The sequence below is a fragment of the Nonomuraea sp. NBC_00507 genome (assembly GCF_036013525.1).
Classification (GTDB): domain Bacteria; phylum Actinomycetota; class Actinomycetes; order Streptosporangiales; family Streptosporangiaceae; genus Nonomuraea.
This window is the reverse complement of the sequence record NZ_CP107853.1, coordinates 4,075,336-4,090,629: the sequence shown is the minus strand read 5'-3', so window position 1 is coordinate 4,090,629 and position 15,294 is coordinate 4,075,336. Positions and strand designations below refer to the sequence as shown.

Sequence of the window (15,294 nt, the reverse complement as noted above, 5' to 3'; positions counted from 1 at the left end):
CCGCCGCAGCGGGGCCGAACGGGATTCTGTGGAGAACCGTGGCTCGGACTCAAGGATGCAGGGTGAGGCCCTTCAGGACCTTGTCGACGCCGTTTCTGGGCCCATGGACTGCTACCCCCACCAGCCCCAGCTCATCGGCCTCCACAGCCCGCACGGCCGCCCGGTTGTCCGCGTCGTGCCCCGTCTTGAACATCTCCTCGATGTACACGGCCACATCCATCCCCCGCCCCACCGCTTTCTCCCGCACGACCCGCAATTCCTCCAGACCCGCCACGTAAACCAGCACGGGCTGCCGGAACATCGGCAGGTACGAGTTGCCCGACCCGTCCTCGTACGGCTCCCCAACGGTTTCCGGAACCCCGCCCGCGACCGCACTGGCCAGAAAGGCGGTGACGTTGAGCTGCTGCCATGCGGCCAGATCCGCGCGGACCACGATGCCGATCTTGGTGTCGAAACGCATGGCAGCAAGTCTCCACGCCCCGCCCCAGCCCAGTCTTGAACGCTCGTGCGGGCAAAAGTCGACTATGCCGTGATGACCGGCCGCCAGTCCGGCACCTCGTGATAGCGCCGCAGCTCGGACACGCCCGACAGGAAGCCGCCCCACGCCGCGTACGGCGGCTGCTGGGCGTCGAACCCGCTCTGCACCAGCGTCAGCCGGGTCTTCCCCTCGGACCCCTCCAGCTCCCACGTCCCGACCCCGGGGCCGCCCCAGTCGAGGGAGAACTTGCGACCGGGCTCGAGCTCCAGCACCTTCGCCGGGCTGGGGTCGTTGGCGAGTCCGCCCATCGCGAACCGCCCGCCCACGAACGGCTCGATCTCGATCGGGAACCCGAACCACTTCGTCACCGCCTCCGAGTCCGTGATCGAGGCGAACACGTCGGACGGCGAGGCGGCGATGGTGACCTCGACTCGCATCTCCGTACTGGTGAAGTCCACCTTGGGCGTGAGCTCACGCCCTTCGAAGTGCTCGGCCAGGTTGGCCAGGACCTGGCACCAGTACGTCTGCAGCACGCCCCGGATGCTCTTGCCCGTGATCACGTCCTGGAAGTCCCAGTGCGTCTGCGACAGCGTCACGACGGTGACGCCCTCACTCTCCTCCGCCAGCGCGAACTCAGTGGTCGTCTCCTCCCCGTCCAGCACCCACGCGAAGCGCACCGTCCGCTCGTCGGCGTGCAGCAGCCGCTGGTGCGGCGCGTCCCCCTCAGGCGTCGTACGCCCCCAGAACCCGAACCGGTCGGGCAGCTCCACCTCGGCGTGCTCGGCGAGCCAGACCCGCATCGCGGCCGGATCGGTGAGCGCCTGCCGCACCTCCTTGAGCGGCGCCTGGACGCGGGCGTGCAGGATCATGGGCTCAGTCATGGTCGTCTCCTTCTGACGAGTCGTCGGCTTGCTTCGGATAGCAGGCGACGGCGAGCTTGAAGGCGTCGCCCTCGGCCCCGCCGTACCGCGTGAACAGGTTCTGCAGCATTGTCTGGAGCTCGCTCAGGAACTCCTGACGGTTCTCCGGACGCACGTGGATCTCCCCGGACAGGCCGATGGACGGCAGCTCGGGCGCGGTCCTGTCGAGCGCCGCGATGTCGGCCTGCACTTCCTCCATGAGGTCCAGCAGGTAGCCGAGGCTCAGCTCGTCCCGCGCCTGGCGCAATCCGCCGATCCGGCCGACCAGGCGCGGCGACAGCCAGTACGAGCGGGCGCCGGCCTGGTAGATGCCCTCGGAGATCCCGCGCACCTTGCGCTCGGACACCAGGTCCACCAACCCCGCCTCGACCAGCCGTTTCACGTGGTAGTAGACCCGCTGCGGCGTCTGCCCGAGCCGCTCGGCGACCTCCGAGCACGTGCGCGGCTCGGCCAGCTGCCGCAGCACCTCCACGCGCTGCGGCTTGAGCAGCGCCTCGGCCTGCTCGATCTCTTCCAGGTACAGGACATCTCTCATCGCAAAAACAATCCTTTACGTAAAAATCCTCTTTGTCAATGGCACCCGTGAGAATGGAGGGATGCCGCATGACTGGTCCAGATACTGGCGATCGCCGGATCGGCCGATCGAGGCCATGCACGCCCACTTCGAGCGGCACGTCTACCGAGGGGCCAGTGCTTCCGCCTTCAGGCGGGTGGTGTAGGCCCGCGCGGGAAGGCCCTCAAGGGCCTGAGCGTGCCCTGACCCGCGCTTTGGAGCCGGTCGTGGCCGCGTCTGGTCTTGTCTCATTTCTGTCCTGGGACTGGATGTAGGTGTGGACGGTGGCCTCGTTCGCGTCGCCGGTCGATCCTGCGTAGTAGGAGCGGGACCAGAAGTGGCCGCTCCACAGGTGTGTGCGGACGTGGGCGCTGTATTCCTGGCGGAGGTAGCGGGCCGAGACGCCTTTGAGGGAGTTGACGAGGGAGGACAGAGCGACCTTGGGCGGGTAGCGGACCAGGAGATGGACGTGGTCGTGCTCGCCGTTGAACTCGGTCAGTTCGCAGTCGAACTTCTCGCACACCTCTTTCATGATCTGTTCGCAGCGTTCCAGCATGGGGCTGGTGAGTGCGTCCCGCCGATATTTCGTGACAAACACCAAATGCGCGGACAGGTCGTGGACGCAGTGGCGTCCGGTTCTGATGTCCGGGTTCGGTTCCCATCGCGGTGACATACACCAAACGATAGAATGCGCCCTGTGGAGCGGGAGAAACGCAACCGCGCTCATGTCGCGCGCCTGGAGTTGGACCAGCGGCAGAGCGCCGTGTTGGACGGCCAGGCGAACAACGCGCGCCTACTGTGGAACCTGCTGCACGAGTTCTTCACCTTCCGGCAGGGCCGGTTCGCCTCCCTGGCCCAGTGCGATGAGGCCATCCGGGTCGCCCGCAAAGAGATCGACTGGCTCAACGACCTGCCCGCGCAGGCGGCGCAGGCCGTGCTGAAGACCTACCGGCAGGCGTGGGCGAACTACTTCAACCCCGACCACCCGGCCGGGCGCCCCACGTTCAAGAGCCGGTTCCGCTCCCGGATGGCCGTCGATGTCCCCCAGGCGCGGGATCTGAACATCACCCGGATCAACCGGCGGTGGGGCGCGGTCAGCATCCCCAAACTCGGCCGTGTCCGCTTCCGGTGGACCAAGGACCTGCCGGGGGTCACGAAGGGCGGCCCGGACGGGAAGATCACCGGGGCGCGGCTGGTGAAGGAGGCAGGCGGGTGGCACATCGTGTTCCGTATCCAGAGCGAGGAGCCGGTGCCGGCCCCGCATCCGGGGCCGCACACCGCGATCGACCGGGGCATCGCCGTACCGTTGGCATTGTCTACCGGAGAGAAGATCTTCCACCGTAGCCAGTGGCTGACCGGCGGGGAGCAGGAGCGCCTGCTCCGCCTCGAGCGCAAAGCCGCCCGCCAGAAACGAGCCGCGAAACCCGGACAGCCCGCCAGTAACCGGCTGAAGCACACCTACGACCAGATCGCCCGCCTGCGCGCGAAAGCCAAGCGCCGGGCCATCGACTGGCAGCATCAGACCACCGCCGAACTCACCGACCGGTTCGGCGTCATCGTGCTGGAAGACCTCAAGGTCACGAACATGATGGCGAGCGCCTCCGGCACCCGCGAACAGCCGGGCACGAACGTCGCCCAAAAACGCGGCCTGAACCGGGCCATCGCCGGACAGGCGTGGGGCCGCACCGCCGAGTTCCTCACCTACAAGGCCACCGACAAGGGCGGCAAGGTCGTCTACATCCCGGCGCCGGGCACCAGCCAGGAATGCCACGCCTGCCACACGATCATCGAAGGCTCCCGCGAGAGTCAGTCCCGGTTCGTGTGCAAGAACCCAGCATGCGGGTGGATCGGCAACGCTGATGTCAACGCCGCCCGCACCCAGTTGCATCGGTACAACTCAGCCGCCGGACGGGCGGTCACTGGACGTGGAGGCCCTGCACCACTGGGGCCGCTGAAGCGTCAAGCACCTCATGGCGGGACTACCCGCACCACCCCGCACGGGGTGGCGGCGTAGCGGCCATGAGAATCCTTCCCATTCATCCATGGGGAGGAGCACGTCAACATCGCCACAGCCACGAGACCGAGACCGACCAACTCCTCACGGCCACGATCGCCCGCATAGTCCACCGGACGGCGACGAAGCCCCTCCCCAGCCCAGCCGAGCCCAGCAGGTCGACAGCCATCGCCCGACAGGCCAGACAGCTCCACCACGACCGCATGACGGACGACCTGTCCATCGACGACCTGGCAAGCTCCACCGGCGCCAGCCGCTACGCGATCTACCGTGCCTTCCAGGCGGCGTACGGCCTCCCACCGAGCGACTACCAGCGCCAGCTACGCCTGAGAAGGGCCCGCGACCTCATAGCGACCGGAACGCCGATCAGCGAGGTGGCCACCGCAACGGGCTTCGCCGACCAGAGCCACTTGACCCGCTGGTTCACCCGCTACTTCGGCCTTACCCCAGGCGCCTACCGCCAAGCCGTGACCACGGAGTAGGTGCCCGTGCGCGCCGTCACGGCGGCGCACCACTGACCGGACCAGTCAGTCATTGTGGAGAACCCGCTCTCGCTGGAGGCAACCCGCTAGCCTTCATCCTCGATTTCAAGATCTAGGGATGCACTTCTATAAATTGCACACCTAGATCTTGCAGGACGGTCGCCGTGGACAAGCCCGCAGGAATGTTCGATCGAGACTACGAGTGGGCGGCACTGTCACGGTTCATCGCTGATGAGCAGCCAGGTGCCGCCCTCGGCGTGGTGTCCGGCCGACGTCGTCAGGGCAAGACCTTATCGCGTCGAACGCCCGATTCCGGTGGTGATCGACGAGTTCCCCCTACCTCGCGCGGGCGAACCCCGAGCTCCCCTCACTCCTGCAGAACGCGTTCCGGCCACTCCGCAGCGAGCGCGTGCGCTCCCGATCCAGGGTGCTGTGGTGCCGCTCAGCCCTCTCGTCAGTTACGGCCAGGAACTGTCCTGGTCGGGATCGCCACCGTCGGACAGAAGCCGCAAATCCGACTCGACCATCATCGCGACCAGTTCATCAAAAGACACCCTCGGTTCCCACCCCAGCTGCGACCGCGCCTTCTTCGGATCCGCGCACAGCAGGTCCACCTCCGCCGGCCGGTGCAGCGTCTGGTCGGTCACCACGTAGCGTTCCCAATCCAGCCCCGCCGCGCTGAACGCCGCCTCCACCAGCTCCCTGACCGACTTCATCCGCCCGGTGCCGATCACGTAGTCCTCGGGGGTGCCGGCCCGGAGCATGAGCTGCATGGCCTTCACGTAGTCCCCCGCGAACCCCCAGTCCCGCCGCGCCTCCAGGTTGCCCAGCCGCAGCTCCGTGGCCAGGCCGAGCTTGATCCTGGCCACCCCGAGCGACACCTTCCTGGTCACGAACTCGGCGCCGCGGCGCGGCGACTCGTGGTTGAACAGGATTCCGGACACGGCGAACATGCCGTACGACTCGCGATAGTTCTGGGTGAGGAAATGCCCATAGGCCTTGGCCACGCCGTACGGGGAACGCGGGTGGAAGGCGGTGCGCTCGGTCTGCGGGGTCTCGCTGACCTGGCCGAACATCTCAGAGGACGAAGCCTGATAAAAGCGGATCTGCCCAGAATAGATCTGTCCGTACGGGCCACCCGAAGCTCCCCGCGACACCCCCGAACACACCCGGATCGCCTCGAGCATGCGCAGCACGCCCATCCCGGTCACCTCGGCCGTGAGCTCGGCCTGCTCCCACGACATGGGGACGAACGAAATCGCGCCCAGGTTGTACACCTCGTCCGGCTGAACCCGTTCCACAGCCGAGATCAGCGACCCCTGGTCCAGCAGATCACCCCGCACCACTTGGACGTCGGACAGCAGCTTGCGCATCCGCGAGACCCGCGGGTTCGCCTGCCCCCTGGCCAGCCCCCAGACCTCATACCCCTGCTCGAGCAGGTGCTCCGCGAGGTAGGAACCATCCTGGCCGGTGATGCCGGTGATCAGAGCGCGCCTGGCCAAGGGTCCTCCAACGATCGGGTACCGCATCCCTTTGTGACGGGAATGTACAGCTAAGCGCCTGGAAAGAGCATCAAGCCCCCTAGAACGTGTTCCACCGAACCACGCTCGGTTACAGTAACGTCGCAGTTCGCACGGCCTGTGGAAGCCGTTGTGAACAATTCCAGACGACCTACCGAATGGTAGCCTTCTCGGGCTAAGGTCATCATTCATGATCTAATCAGCGGTGAAAGGGGTGTCCGTGCCGGAGCCAAGGCTACGGATCGCGCTGCTGTCCTACCGCAGCAAGCCCACCTGTGGTGGGCAGGGTGTCTATCTCCGCCACTTGAGCCGCGAGCTGGTCGCGCTCGGACACCACGTCGAGGTGTTCTCCGGCCAGCCCTACCCCGAGCTGGACGAGGGCGTCATCCTGCGCGAGGTGCCCAGCCTCGACCTCTACCGCGACGAGGATCCGTTCAGGACGCCCAAGCTGCACGAATACCGCGACTGGATCGACTGGCTCGAGGTCGGCACGATGTGGACGGCCGGGTTCCCGGAGCCCCTGACGTTCACGCTGCGCGCCTACCGCGAGCTGAAGAAGCGGGTGGGCGACTTCGACGTCGTGCAGGACAACCAGACCCTCGGCTACGGCCTGCTCGGCATCCAGAAGCTCTTCCCCGTGGTCGGCACCATCCACCACCCGATCAGCGTGGACCGGCGCATCGAGCTCGAGGCCGCCACCGGTGCGAAGCGGCTGACCATGCGCCGCTGGTACGGGTTCGTGAAGATGCAGTCGCGCGTCGCGCCCCGGCTCAGCCCGATCCTGACCGTCAGCGAGTCGTCCCTGGCCGACATCCACCGCGACTTCAACGTCCCGCAGGCCAACATGCGGCTGATCCCCCTCGGCGTGGACACCCGCTACTTCCACCCGCGCCCCGGCAAGCCCAGGCGCAAGGGCTCGATCGTGGCGGTGGCCAGCGCCGACTCCCCTATGAAGGGCGTCTCGACGCTCCTGCGCGCCGTGGCCAAGCTGGCCACCGAGCGCGACGTGCATCTCACCGTGGTCAGCAAGCCCACCCCGGGCGGCCCCACCGAGCAGCTCGTGCAGGAGCTGTCGCTGCAGGACCGGGTGCGGTTCGTGCACGGCATCACCGACGAGGAGCTGGGCGAGCTGATCGCCACCTCGGAGATCTCGGTCGTGCCCTCGCTATATGAGGGCTTCTCCCTGCCCGCCGTCGAGCACATGGCCTGCGGCACGCCGCTCGTGGCCAGCCGCACGGGCGCGCTGCCCGAGGTCGTGGGCGACGCGGCCGTCCAGGTGCCGCCGGGCGACCCGGAGGAGCTGGCCGCGGTGCTGCGCCGCCTGCACGACTCGCCCGAGGAGCGCGAGCGGGTGGGCCAGGCGGGATACGACCGCGTCATGGAGCGCTATACCTGGCACGTCGTGGCCAAGAAGACCGTCGAGGCGTACCGCGAGGCCATGCAGGCCCACAAGGAGAAATAGTGCTGACTGTCGACTTCGCCCGGCTTCCCGTCGGCCCCGGCACGCGCGTGCTGGACCTGGGCTGCGGGGGCGGCCGGCACGCCTTCGAGGTGCTGCGCCGCGGGGCGGACGTGATCGCGTTCGACATGGACCAGTCGGAGCTGGACAACGTGGCGGCCATGTTCGCGGCGATGGACAAGGCGGGCGAGGTGCCGCCCGATGCCACCGGCCAGACCGTCCAGGGCACGGCGCTCGACATGCCGTTCGAGGACGGCGCCTTCGACCGGGTCATCGCGGCCGAGGTGCTGGAGCACATCCCGGATGACATGACGGCCATGCGGGAGATCTTCCGCGTGCTCAAGCCCGGCGGCACGGCCGCGATCACCGTCCCGAGCTTCCTGCCGGAGCGGATCTGCTGGGCGCTGGACGAGGACTACCACACCGCCCCCGGCGGGCACGTGCGGATCTACACGCTGGCGGAGCTGTCGGCCAAGCTGAAGTCCACCGGCTTCGAGATCGGCCCGCACCACCACGCTCACGGGCTGCACGCCCCCTACTGGTGGATCAAGTGCGCGGTCGGCGTCAACAACGACGACCATCCGCTCGCGAAGGCGTACCACGAGCTGCTGGTCTGGGACATCATGAAACGCCCCGCCGCGACCAGGATCGCCGAGGCCGTGCTCAATCCGATCATCGGCAAGAGCGTGGTCCTGTACGTCCGGAAGCCATGATCTCCCACGCCGAGGTCGTGCGGACGGCCGAGAGCATCGCGGCGATGCAGCAGGAGGACGGCGGCGTCCCGTGGCCGGAGGGGCACGTCGACGCGTGGAACCACATCGAGTGCCTGATGGCGATGTCCGTCGCGGGCCTCGACGAGCCGGTCCGGCGCGGGTACGCGTACCTGGCCCGTCACCAGCGCGCCGACGGCTCCTGGCCGATGAAGCTGGTCGACGGCGTCCCGACGGAGCTGGGCGGGGAGAGCAACCACGCCGCTTACATCGCCGTCGGACTCTGGCACCACCATCTCGTCACCGGCGACCAGGGCTTCACCGAGGACAGCTGGCCCATGGTCAAGGCCGCGCTCGACTACGTGGCCGGGCTCCAGACCGAGCGGGGCGAGATCGTCTGGGAACGGGACGCGCAGGGCAGAGATGCCGCCTACGCGCTGCTCACCGGGTGCTCCTCGATCCACCAGGGCCTGCGGTGCGGCGTGCGGCTGGCCGACCACCTGGGCGACCCGCAGCCGCACTGGGAGCTGGCCGCCGACCGGCTGGCGCACGTCCTGACGGCGCATCCCGAGGCGTTCGCCGACAAGAGCCGGTTCTCGATGGACTGGTACTACCCGGTGCTCGGCGGCGCGGTACGCGGGCAGCAGGCGTACGAGCTGCTGGAGCGGGAGTGGGCGACGTTCGTGGTGCCGGGGCTCGGCATCAGGTGCGTGTCCGACCAGCCGTGGGTGACCGGGGCCGAGACGTGCGAGCTGGTGCTGGCGCTGGACGCGCTCGGGGATCGGGAGCGGGCAGTCCGGCTGTTCGCCGACGTGCAACATCTGCGGCACGAGGACGGCTCGTACTGGACGGGGTGGCAGTTCGCCAACCGCAAGCACTTTCCGTACGAGCGCTCCGGCTACACGGCCGCGGCCGTGATCCTGGCGGCGGACGCGTTGATGGAGTCGTCCCCCGGAGCCGGGCTGTTCCGCGACATCGCGGGAACGTCGGTGTTCGACCCCGATGTGTGCGGCTGTTCGGCCCCGCTGCTGCCCCCGCCGGTCCACTGACCGGCGCCGCAAGGCCTTTTGCCGGTTCTTTGCCGGGGAAATCCGGTGCGTCGCCGATGACGGGCGCAATGGGGTCACTAGCTTCGTAGTGGCCGTACGATGCGTCTTCGGGGGAAGCGTGGGCGACACGGGCACAACATCGTTCTTGGACCAGGCGGGGACCGAGCCGACGCTGACCGCGGCGACGGGGCTGCGGAGGTTCCTGATCAAGGATCCGCTGGAGTGCGATCTGAGCCGGCGCAGGTTCCGGATCAGACACGGAGCTTGTCGGACGGTCTTCGCGAAAGCCGAAAAATCCTTCGTTTTCGGTTTTAACGCGATGATGTCGAAAGAAGTAGAGAAGGTCGAGGAGATCCCGGCTGAGCAGCGGCCCTTCGGCTACGAAGGGGCGGCGGCCGCCTGCACCGTACTCGACCTGCTCACCTTGACCCGGGGCCGGCGCCTTCACGAGCTACTAGCCGGCCCCGCCCAGCACCACCGGCACGCCGCCCACCTCGGCGCCGGCCGCGGGTACGCGATGGTGCGCCTGCGTCCCATGCGGGGCGCCCGGCAGGCCCATCCGCTGCTGCGGTGGCTGGCGGTGGACGGGTTCGGCTTCCAGTGGAGTCTGGCCAGGGCCGATCGCATGATCGGCGAGCGGACCATGCCTGACCTGTTCAGCCGAGCCCACTGCGCCGTGTTCGACCAGGGACTCGGGCGGCTGCTCTGGTACCACGACTGCGGCTCGCCCGACGACGTCGCGGCCAGGATCGCAGGCTTTCCCGCGGTGCGGCGGGCCGATCTGTGGAGCGGGGTCGGGTTCGCGGCCGCGTACACGGGCGGCGCCGAGGCCGACGAGCTGTGGTGGCTGACCGAGCACGCCGGGGCCGACGGGTTCCGCGCCTATCTGGCGCAGGGGTGCGCGTTCGCCGTGGCCGCCCGGCTGCGGTCGGGGATGGTGCCGGATCACACGGCGCAGGCCGCGTCGATCCTGGCGGGGGCCGCGCCGGAGGAGGCGGCCGCGTGGACCGACCGGGCGCTCATCGCACTCGGGCACCAGGCGCGTACGCACGAGGACTTCCGCCGCTGGCAGTCCCAGACCCGGCACTCCTGGACCCGCCGCCACACCGTCCAGGCGGCCGCCGGCCCTGTGCCCCTCCCCAAGTGACCTCCGCTGGCACTCCGCCCACCCAAGGGGCCTCGTCGGCACTCCGGCCACCCAAGGAACCTCCGTCGGCACTCCGCCCACTCGAGGGCCTCCGCCGGCACTCCGGCCACCCACGGGGCCTCCGCCGGCCTCGGTTCTCCTCTCAAAGGACCTCCACCGGAGTGCGGCGGGCGGGGAAGGAGCGCAGGCCAGTCCCGGGGGACGGGCGAAATACAGGGAGCGGCCGGTAGGTCGGCTAGATGCCGGGACCGACGCGTTCCAGCACGCGGAGCGAGCCCTCGGAGGACACCTCACTGAATGCCCCGGACTCCAGCGCCCGCCGATAGACCCGGAAAGGCGCCTGACCGCCCTCGGCCGGGTCGGGGTAGACGTCGTGGAAGATCAGCGCCCCACCCGCCATGATGTGCGGCGCCCAGCCCTCGTAGTCGCGGGTGACCGGCTCCTCGGAGTGTCCGCCGTCGATGAACAGCATGCCCAGCGGCGTGTTCCACAGCCCGGCCACCCGTTCCGACTTGCCGACGACGGCGATCACCTCGTCCTCGAGACCCGCCGCGGCGATCGTGGCGCGGAAAGTCGGCAGCGAGTCCATCTTCCCGAACCGGATGTCCATCAGCGTCGGATCGTGGTGGGCCCACCCCGGCTGGATCTCCTCGGAGCCACGGTGGTGGTCCACGGTGACCACCACGGAGCGCGCCTCCTTGGCGGCCGCGCCAAGGTAGATCGCGGACTTGCCGCAGTAGGTGCCGATCTCGCAGATGGGCCCGAGCTTGCCGTACTGGCAGGCTGCCGCGAACAGCGCCAGCCCCTCGTTGTCCGGCATGAACCCCTTGGCATGCTTCGCTGCGTAGAGCAGCGCTGCCGGCATCGTCATACGACGGAACCCTAGCCGAACCGAACAACATTCCGGGGAACTCTTGCAGCCCACTTCTGGAACCTGTTCTACTTGGCACGTGAACCAGCGCGCTCGCATCGCGATGTCGGACGACGACGTCGCCGCCTTCCTGGAGAGCTCACGCAAGCTGCAACTGGCCACCATCAACCCGGATGGCACACCGCACCTGGTCACCATGTTCTACGGCCTCGACGCCGGACGGATCGCCTTCTGGACCTACGCGAAGGCGCAGAAGGCCCGCAACCTGGCCCGCGACCCGCGGGTAAGCTGCTTGATCGAGACCGGTGACGACTACGACCAACTGCGCGGCGTCCTGGTATACGGCAAGGCCGAGCCGATCGCCGACCCGGACGGCGTCATGGCCATCGGGATGATGGTCGCCCGCAGGATGACTCCTGGGGTGCCGGACGAGCTGCTGAGCCCGTACGTGGAGCAGACCGGGCGCAAGCGGGTTGCGTACGTCGTCGAGCGCACCAAAGTGGTCTCATGGGACCACAGGAGGCTGACATGAAGGTCAAGGTCGACGAGCTGGTCTGCGAGGCCAACGCCGTGTGCATGGGGCTCGCGCCGGAGGTGTTCGACGTGGACGACGACGACCAGCTGCACATCCTTCTTCCAGAACCACCCCCTGAGTTGCAGGACCGCGTCCGCCACGCGGTCAGGTCCTGTCCCAAAGCCGCTCTGTCCATCGAGGAATAGCCCCTCGAGGACCCCTCGAGGACCCAGCCTTCGAGCCGGAGGAGGAACCCCCCATGCGCGCCGCGATCCTGCACGCCGCAGGCAACGACAAGCTCGAGATCCGCGACGACGTCACGCTGGCCCCGGTAGGCCCGACGGACGTCCGCGTGCGGATCAAGGCCACCGGCGTCTGCCACTCGGACCTGTCGGCCATGTCGGGCATGCTGCCGCAGCCCGTGCCGCTCGTCCCCGGCCACGAGGGGTCGGGCGAGGTGGTCGAGGTGGGCGAGCACGTCACCTCCCTGCAGCCCGGCGACCACGTGGTGATCAACTGGCGGCCGGCCTGCCAGGAGTGCGACCTGTGCCTGGGCGGCCAGCCCTACCTGTGCATGAAGTACGTGATCGAGGGCTTCACCAAGGGCAACTTCCGCTTCGGCGGCGACGGGGCGACGGCGTTCGGGATGGCGGGCTGCGGCACGTGGGCCGAGGAGATCGTCGTGCCCTGGCAGGGCGCGATCAAGATCGACCCGGACGTGTCGTGGGAGGCGGCGGCCCTGATCGGCTGCGGCATCACGACCGGCGTGGGCGCCGCACTCAACACCGCGAAGGTACGCCCGGGATCCACGGTCGCGGTGATCGGCTGCGGCGGCGTGGGCCTGTCGGTCATCCAGGGCGCCCGCGTCTCCGGCGCCAGGGTGATCCTCGCGGTGGACCCGCTGGAGTCCAAGCACGAGCTGGCCAGGAAGGTCGGGGCGACGCACGCGGTCACGCCCGAGCAGGTGCCTGACGCGCTCAACGAGCTCACCGGCGGCTCGGGCTTCGACTACGGCTTCGAGGTGGTCGGCAAGTCGGCCACCATCCAGAGCGCGTGGCAGATCACCCGGCAGGGCGGCGACGTCATCGTGGTCGGCGCGGGCGCGATGGACGACATGGTGTCGATCTCGGCGTTCAGCCTGCTGTTCGAGGGCAAGAACCTGCTGTCCAGCCTGTACGGCGAGGCGGACGTGCGGCACGACTTCCCGTACTTCGCCAAGCTCCACAAGGCCGGCCAGCTGGACCTCGAGTCGATGATCAGCGCCCGCATCCGTCTCGCCGACCTGAACGACGCGGTGGCGGCCCTGCGGGCCGGGGAGGTCCTACGCCAGATCGTCCTCATGGACTGAGACGTACCTGCCAAGGGAAGGCGCCGGAACGCCAAGCGTTCCGGCGCCTTCCCTTCGCGGCTCCTACGTCGTGGAGAAAGCGGCGTCGAAGGCCGTGGCGGGCGGGGTGATGGAGTTGAGCTTGCGGATGTAGCCCAGCGCCTCCTTCGCCCCGTCCAGCCGGTCCATGCCGGCGTCCTCCCACTCGATCGAGATCGGGCCTTCGTACCCGATCGAGTTGAGGGCGCGGAAGCAGTCCTCCCACGGCACGTCGCCGCGTCCGGTCGAGACGAAGTCCCAGCCCCGGCGCATGTCGGCCCACGGCAGGTGGGAGGACAGGCGGCCGCGGCGGCCGTCGCCGACGCGCATGCGCGTGTCCTTGCAGTCCACGTGGTAGATGCGGTCCTTGAAGTCCAGGATGAAGCCCACCGGGTCCAGGTCCTGCCAGACCATGTGCGAGGGGTCCCAGTTGAGCCCGAACGCGAGCCGGTGGTCGATGGCCTCCAAGGTGCGCACGGTCGTGTGGTAGTCGTAGGCGATCTCGCTCGGGTGGACCTCGTGCGCGAAACGTACGCCGACCTCGTCGAAGACGTCGAGGATCGGGTTCCACCGGTCGGCGAAGTCCTGGTAGCCCGCGTCGATCGCCGAGGCGGGCACGGGCGGGAACATGGCGACCGTGTGCCAGATGGACGAGCCGGTGAAGCCCACGACCGTGTCCACGCCCAGCAGCGACGCGGCCCTGGCGGTGTTCTTCATCTCCTCGGCGGCACGCTGCCGCACGCCCTCGGGCTCGCCGTCGCCCCAGATGCGGGCGGGCAGGATGCCCTTGTGCCGCTCGTCGATGGGGTGGTCGCAGACGGCCTGGCCGACCAGGTGGTTGGAGATCGTCCACACCTTGAGGCCGTGCTTGTCGAGCTGGGCGTGCTTCTGCTCCACGTACGACGGGTCCGCCATGGCATGGCCCACGTCGAAGTGGTCGCCGGAGCAGGCGATCTCGAGCCCGTCGTAGCCCCATTCGGCCGCCAGCCGGCAGACCTCCTCGAACGGCAGGTCGGCCCACTGTCCCGTGAACAGTGTGACTGGTCGCATGAGTCAATCCTCCACGTTCGTGTAGCGGCTGCCGTCAGCCGCGCTCCGCTCGACCGCCTCCAGGATCCGCTGCACCCGCAGACCGTCCGCGAACGACGGCGACGGGTCGGCTCCGGTGGCGATCGCCTCCAGGAAGTCCTTGATCTCGTGGGTGAAGGTGTGCTCGTAGCCGAGCCCGTGCCCGGGCGGCCACCAGGCGCCCACGTACGGGTGATCGGGCTCGGTGACCAGGATCCGCTCGAAGCCGCCGCCACCGGAGCTGAACCACAGCTCGTTCATGGCCTCGAAGTCGAAGGCCAGGCTGCCGAGCTGACCGTTGATCTCGATGCGCATGGCGTTCTTGCGGCCGGTGGCGAACCGCGTGGCCTCGAACGAGGCCAGCGCCCCGCCCGACATCCGGCCGAAGAACAACGCGGCGTCATCGACGGTGACCTCGCCCATCGCGTCCGTACGGGAGGCGCCCAGGCCGGCCGACTCGCCCGCCAGCGGACGTTCCTTGATGAAGGTCTCCATCAGCCCGGACACACCCACGATGTGCTGCCCGCTGACGAACTCGGCCGCGTCCACGATGTGCGAGCCGATGTCGCCGAGCGCGCCGGCCCCGGCCTTGTCCTTCTGCAGCCGCCACACCAGCGGGAACTCCGGATCGACGATCCAGTCCTGCAGGTATTGCGCCCGCACGTGCCTGATCTCGCCGAGCCGGCCCTCCTCCACGAACCGGCGGGCGAGCGCGACCGCGGGCACCCGCCGGTAGTTGAAGGCCACCATGCTCTTGACCGAAGCCGGCGCCGCGGCGGCGGCGCGCACCATGGCCTCGGCCTCGGCGACGGTGTTGGCCAGCGGCTTCTCGCAGATCACGTGCTTGCCGGCGGCCAGCGCGGCGATGGCGATCTCGGCGTGCGAGTCGCCGGGCGTGCAGATGTCGACGATCTGCACGTCGTCGCGCTTGATCAGCTCTCTCCAGTCCGTCTCTACGGCGTCCCAGCCGAGCTGGGCGGCGGCCGCCTCGGTGCGTTCCTTCGACCTGCCGGCCAGCGCCGCCATGCGCGGCGCGAGCGGCAGGTCGAAGAAGGCCCCCACGCTGCGCCAGGCCTGTGAGTGGACGCGGCCCATGAACGCGTAGCCGACCATTCCCACGCCGATGGTGGTCTTGTGTGACAT

General features: G+C 68.6%; 17 protein-coding genes. 9 read left to right on the top strand and 8 right to left on the bottom strand.

Going from position 1 to position 15,294, the window contains the following annotated elements; all coding sequences use genetic code 11:
- Positions 1 to 49: 49 nt before the first annotated feature.
- From OHA25_RS20395 to tnpA, 4 genes are all read right to left on the bottom strand, one after another.
- The gene (locus OHA25_RS20395) at positions 50 to 460 is read right to left on the bottom strand and encodes a DUF2000 domain-containing protein (RefSeq protein WP_327589111.1); all 411 of its coding nucleotides are present in this window, start codon (positions 458 to 460) and stop codon (positions 50 to 52) included.
- A gap of 62 nt (positions 461 to 522) precedes the next feature.
- Positions 523 to 1,359, bottom strand: a complete 837-nt coding sequence (locus tag OHA25_RS20390; protein ID WP_327589110.1) for an SRPBCC family protein — start codon at positions 1,357 to 1,359, stop codon at positions 523 to 525.
- Complete coding sequence (locus OHA25_RS20385; protein ID WP_327589109.1) at positions 1,352 to 1,933, bottom strand: helix-turn-helix domain-containing protein; 582 nt, start codon at positions 1,931 to 1,933, stop codon at positions 1,352 to 1,354. Before OHA25_RS20385 ends, OHA25_RS20390 begins: the two co-directional genes overlap by 8 nt.
- A 202-nt stretch (positions 1,934 to 2,135) precedes the next feature.
- On the bottom strand, positions 2,136 to 2,624 hold the full coding sequence (gene tnpA, locus OHA25_RS20380) for an IS200/IS605 family transposase (protein WP_327589108.1): 489 nt from the start codon (positions 2,622 to 2,624) through the stop codon (positions 2,136 to 2,138).
- A 24-nt stretch (positions 2,625 to 2,648) separates the two neighbouring features.
- On the opposite strand from tnpA, the gene OHA25_RS20375 reads away from it, so the two are divergent.
- Both OHA25_RS20375 and OHA25_RS20370 read left to right on the top strand, forming a co-directional pair.
- Positions 2,649 to 3,965, top strand: coding sequence for an RNA-guided endonuclease InsQ/TnpB family protein (locus OHA25_RS20375; protein WP_327589107.1), 1,317 nt, complete (start codon positions 2,649 to 2,651; stop codon positions 3,963 to 3,965).
- 203 nt (positions 3,966 to 4,168) lie between these two features.
- Positions 4,169 to 4,447, top strand: a complete 279-nt coding sequence (locus tag OHA25_RS20370) for a helix-turn-helix transcriptional regulator (RefSeq protein WP_327589106.1) — start codon at positions 4,169 to 4,171, stop codon at positions 4,445 to 4,447.
- A gap of 458 nt (positions 4,448 to 4,905) precedes the next feature.
- Here OHA25_RS20370 and OHA25_RS20365 read toward each other — a convergent pair whose 3' ends face one another.
- Complete coding sequence (locus OHA25_RS20365; protein ID WP_327589105.1) at positions 4,906 to 5,949, bottom strand: GDP-mannose 4,6-dehydratase; 1,044 nt, start codon at positions 5,947 to 5,949, stop codon at positions 4,906 to 4,908.
- Between the two features lie 232 nt (positions 5,950 to 6,181).
- Between OHA25_RS20365 and OHA25_RS20360 the strand changes: the two genes are divergently transcribed.
- From OHA25_RS20360 to OHA25_RS20345, 4 genes are read left to right on the top strand one after another with little or no spacing between them, the layout of a single operon-like run.
- Entirely contained in the window at positions 6,182 to 7,429 is a 1,248-nt protein-coding gene (locus OHA25_RS20360) for a glycosyltransferase family 4 protein (protein WP_327589104.1), read from the top strand.
- A complete protein-coding gene (locus tag OHA25_RS20355; protein ID WP_305916770.1) occupies positions 7,429 to 8,139 on the top strand; it encodes a class I SAM-dependent methyltransferase in 711 nt (236 codons plus the stop codon). The genes OHA25_RS20360 and OHA25_RS20355 overlap by 1 nt, the downstream gene beginning before the upstream one ends.
- Positions 8,136 to 9,185 (top strand): prenyltransferase, encoded by a 1,050-nt coding sequence (locus OHA25_RS20350; RefSeq protein ID WP_327589103.1) that lies wholly within the window; start codon positions 8,136 to 8,138, stop codon positions 9,183 to 9,185. Before OHA25_RS20355 ends, OHA25_RS20350 begins: the two co-directional genes overlap by 4 nt.
- Positions 9,139 to 10,332, top strand: a complete 1,194-nt coding sequence (locus tag OHA25_RS20345) for a DUF1702 family protein (protein WP_327589102.1) — start codon at positions 9,139 to 9,141, stop codon at positions 10,330 to 10,332. The genes OHA25_RS20350 and OHA25_RS20345 overlap by 47 nt, the downstream gene beginning before the upstream one ends.
- 235 nt (positions 10,333 to 10,567) lie before the next feature.
- Here the strand turns inward: OHA25_RS20345 and OHA25_RS20340 are convergent, their stop codons facing one another.
- A complete protein-coding gene (locus tag OHA25_RS20340) occupies positions 10,568 to 11,197 on the bottom strand; it encodes a class I SAM-dependent methyltransferase (RefSeq protein ID WP_327591013.1) in 630 nt (209 codons plus the stop codon).
- 85 nt (positions 11,198 to 11,282) lie between these two features.
- On the opposite strand from OHA25_RS20340, the gene OHA25_RS20335 reads away from it, so the two are divergent.
- From OHA25_RS20335 to OHA25_RS20325, 3 genes are read left to right on the top strand one after another with little or no spacing between them, the layout of a single operon-like run.
- Positions 11,283 to 11,735 carry a pyridoxamine 5'-phosphate oxidase family protein gene (locus tag OHA25_RS20335; RefSeq protein WP_327589101.1) on the top strand — a complete coding sequence of 151 codons (453 nt, stop codon included), beginning with the start codon at positions 11,283 to 11,285 and terminating at the stop codon, positions 11,733 to 11,735.
- On the top strand, positions 11,732 to 11,923 hold the full coding sequence (locus OHA25_RS20330) for a ferredoxin (protein WP_305916774.1): 192 nt from the start codon (positions 11,732 to 11,734) through the stop codon (positions 11,921 to 11,923). The genes OHA25_RS20335 and OHA25_RS20330 overlap by 4 nt, the downstream gene beginning before the upstream one ends.
- Before the next feature lie 53 nt (positions 11,924 to 11,976).
- Complete coding sequence (locus tag OHA25_RS20325; RefSeq protein WP_327589100.1) at positions 11,977 to 13,065, top strand: Zn-dependent alcohol dehydrogenase; 1,089 nt, start codon at positions 11,977 to 11,979, stop codon at positions 13,063 to 13,065.
- A 63-nt stretch (positions 13,066 to 13,128) separates the two neighbouring features.
- Here OHA25_RS20325 and OHA25_RS20320 read toward each other — a convergent pair whose 3' ends face one another.
- Positions 13,129 to 14,133, bottom strand: coding sequence for a sugar phosphate isomerase/epimerase family protein (locus tag OHA25_RS20320; RefSeq protein ID WP_327589099.1), 1,005 nt, complete (start codon positions 14,131 to 14,133; stop codon positions 13,129 to 13,131).
- A gap of 3 nt (positions 14,134 to 14,136) precedes the next feature.
- The gene (locus OHA25_RS20315; protein ID WP_327589098.1) at positions 14,137 to 15,294 is read right to left on the bottom strand and encodes a Gfo/Idh/MocA family protein; all 1,158 of its coding nucleotides are present in this window, start codon (positions 15,292 to 15,294) and stop codon (positions 14,137 to 14,139) included.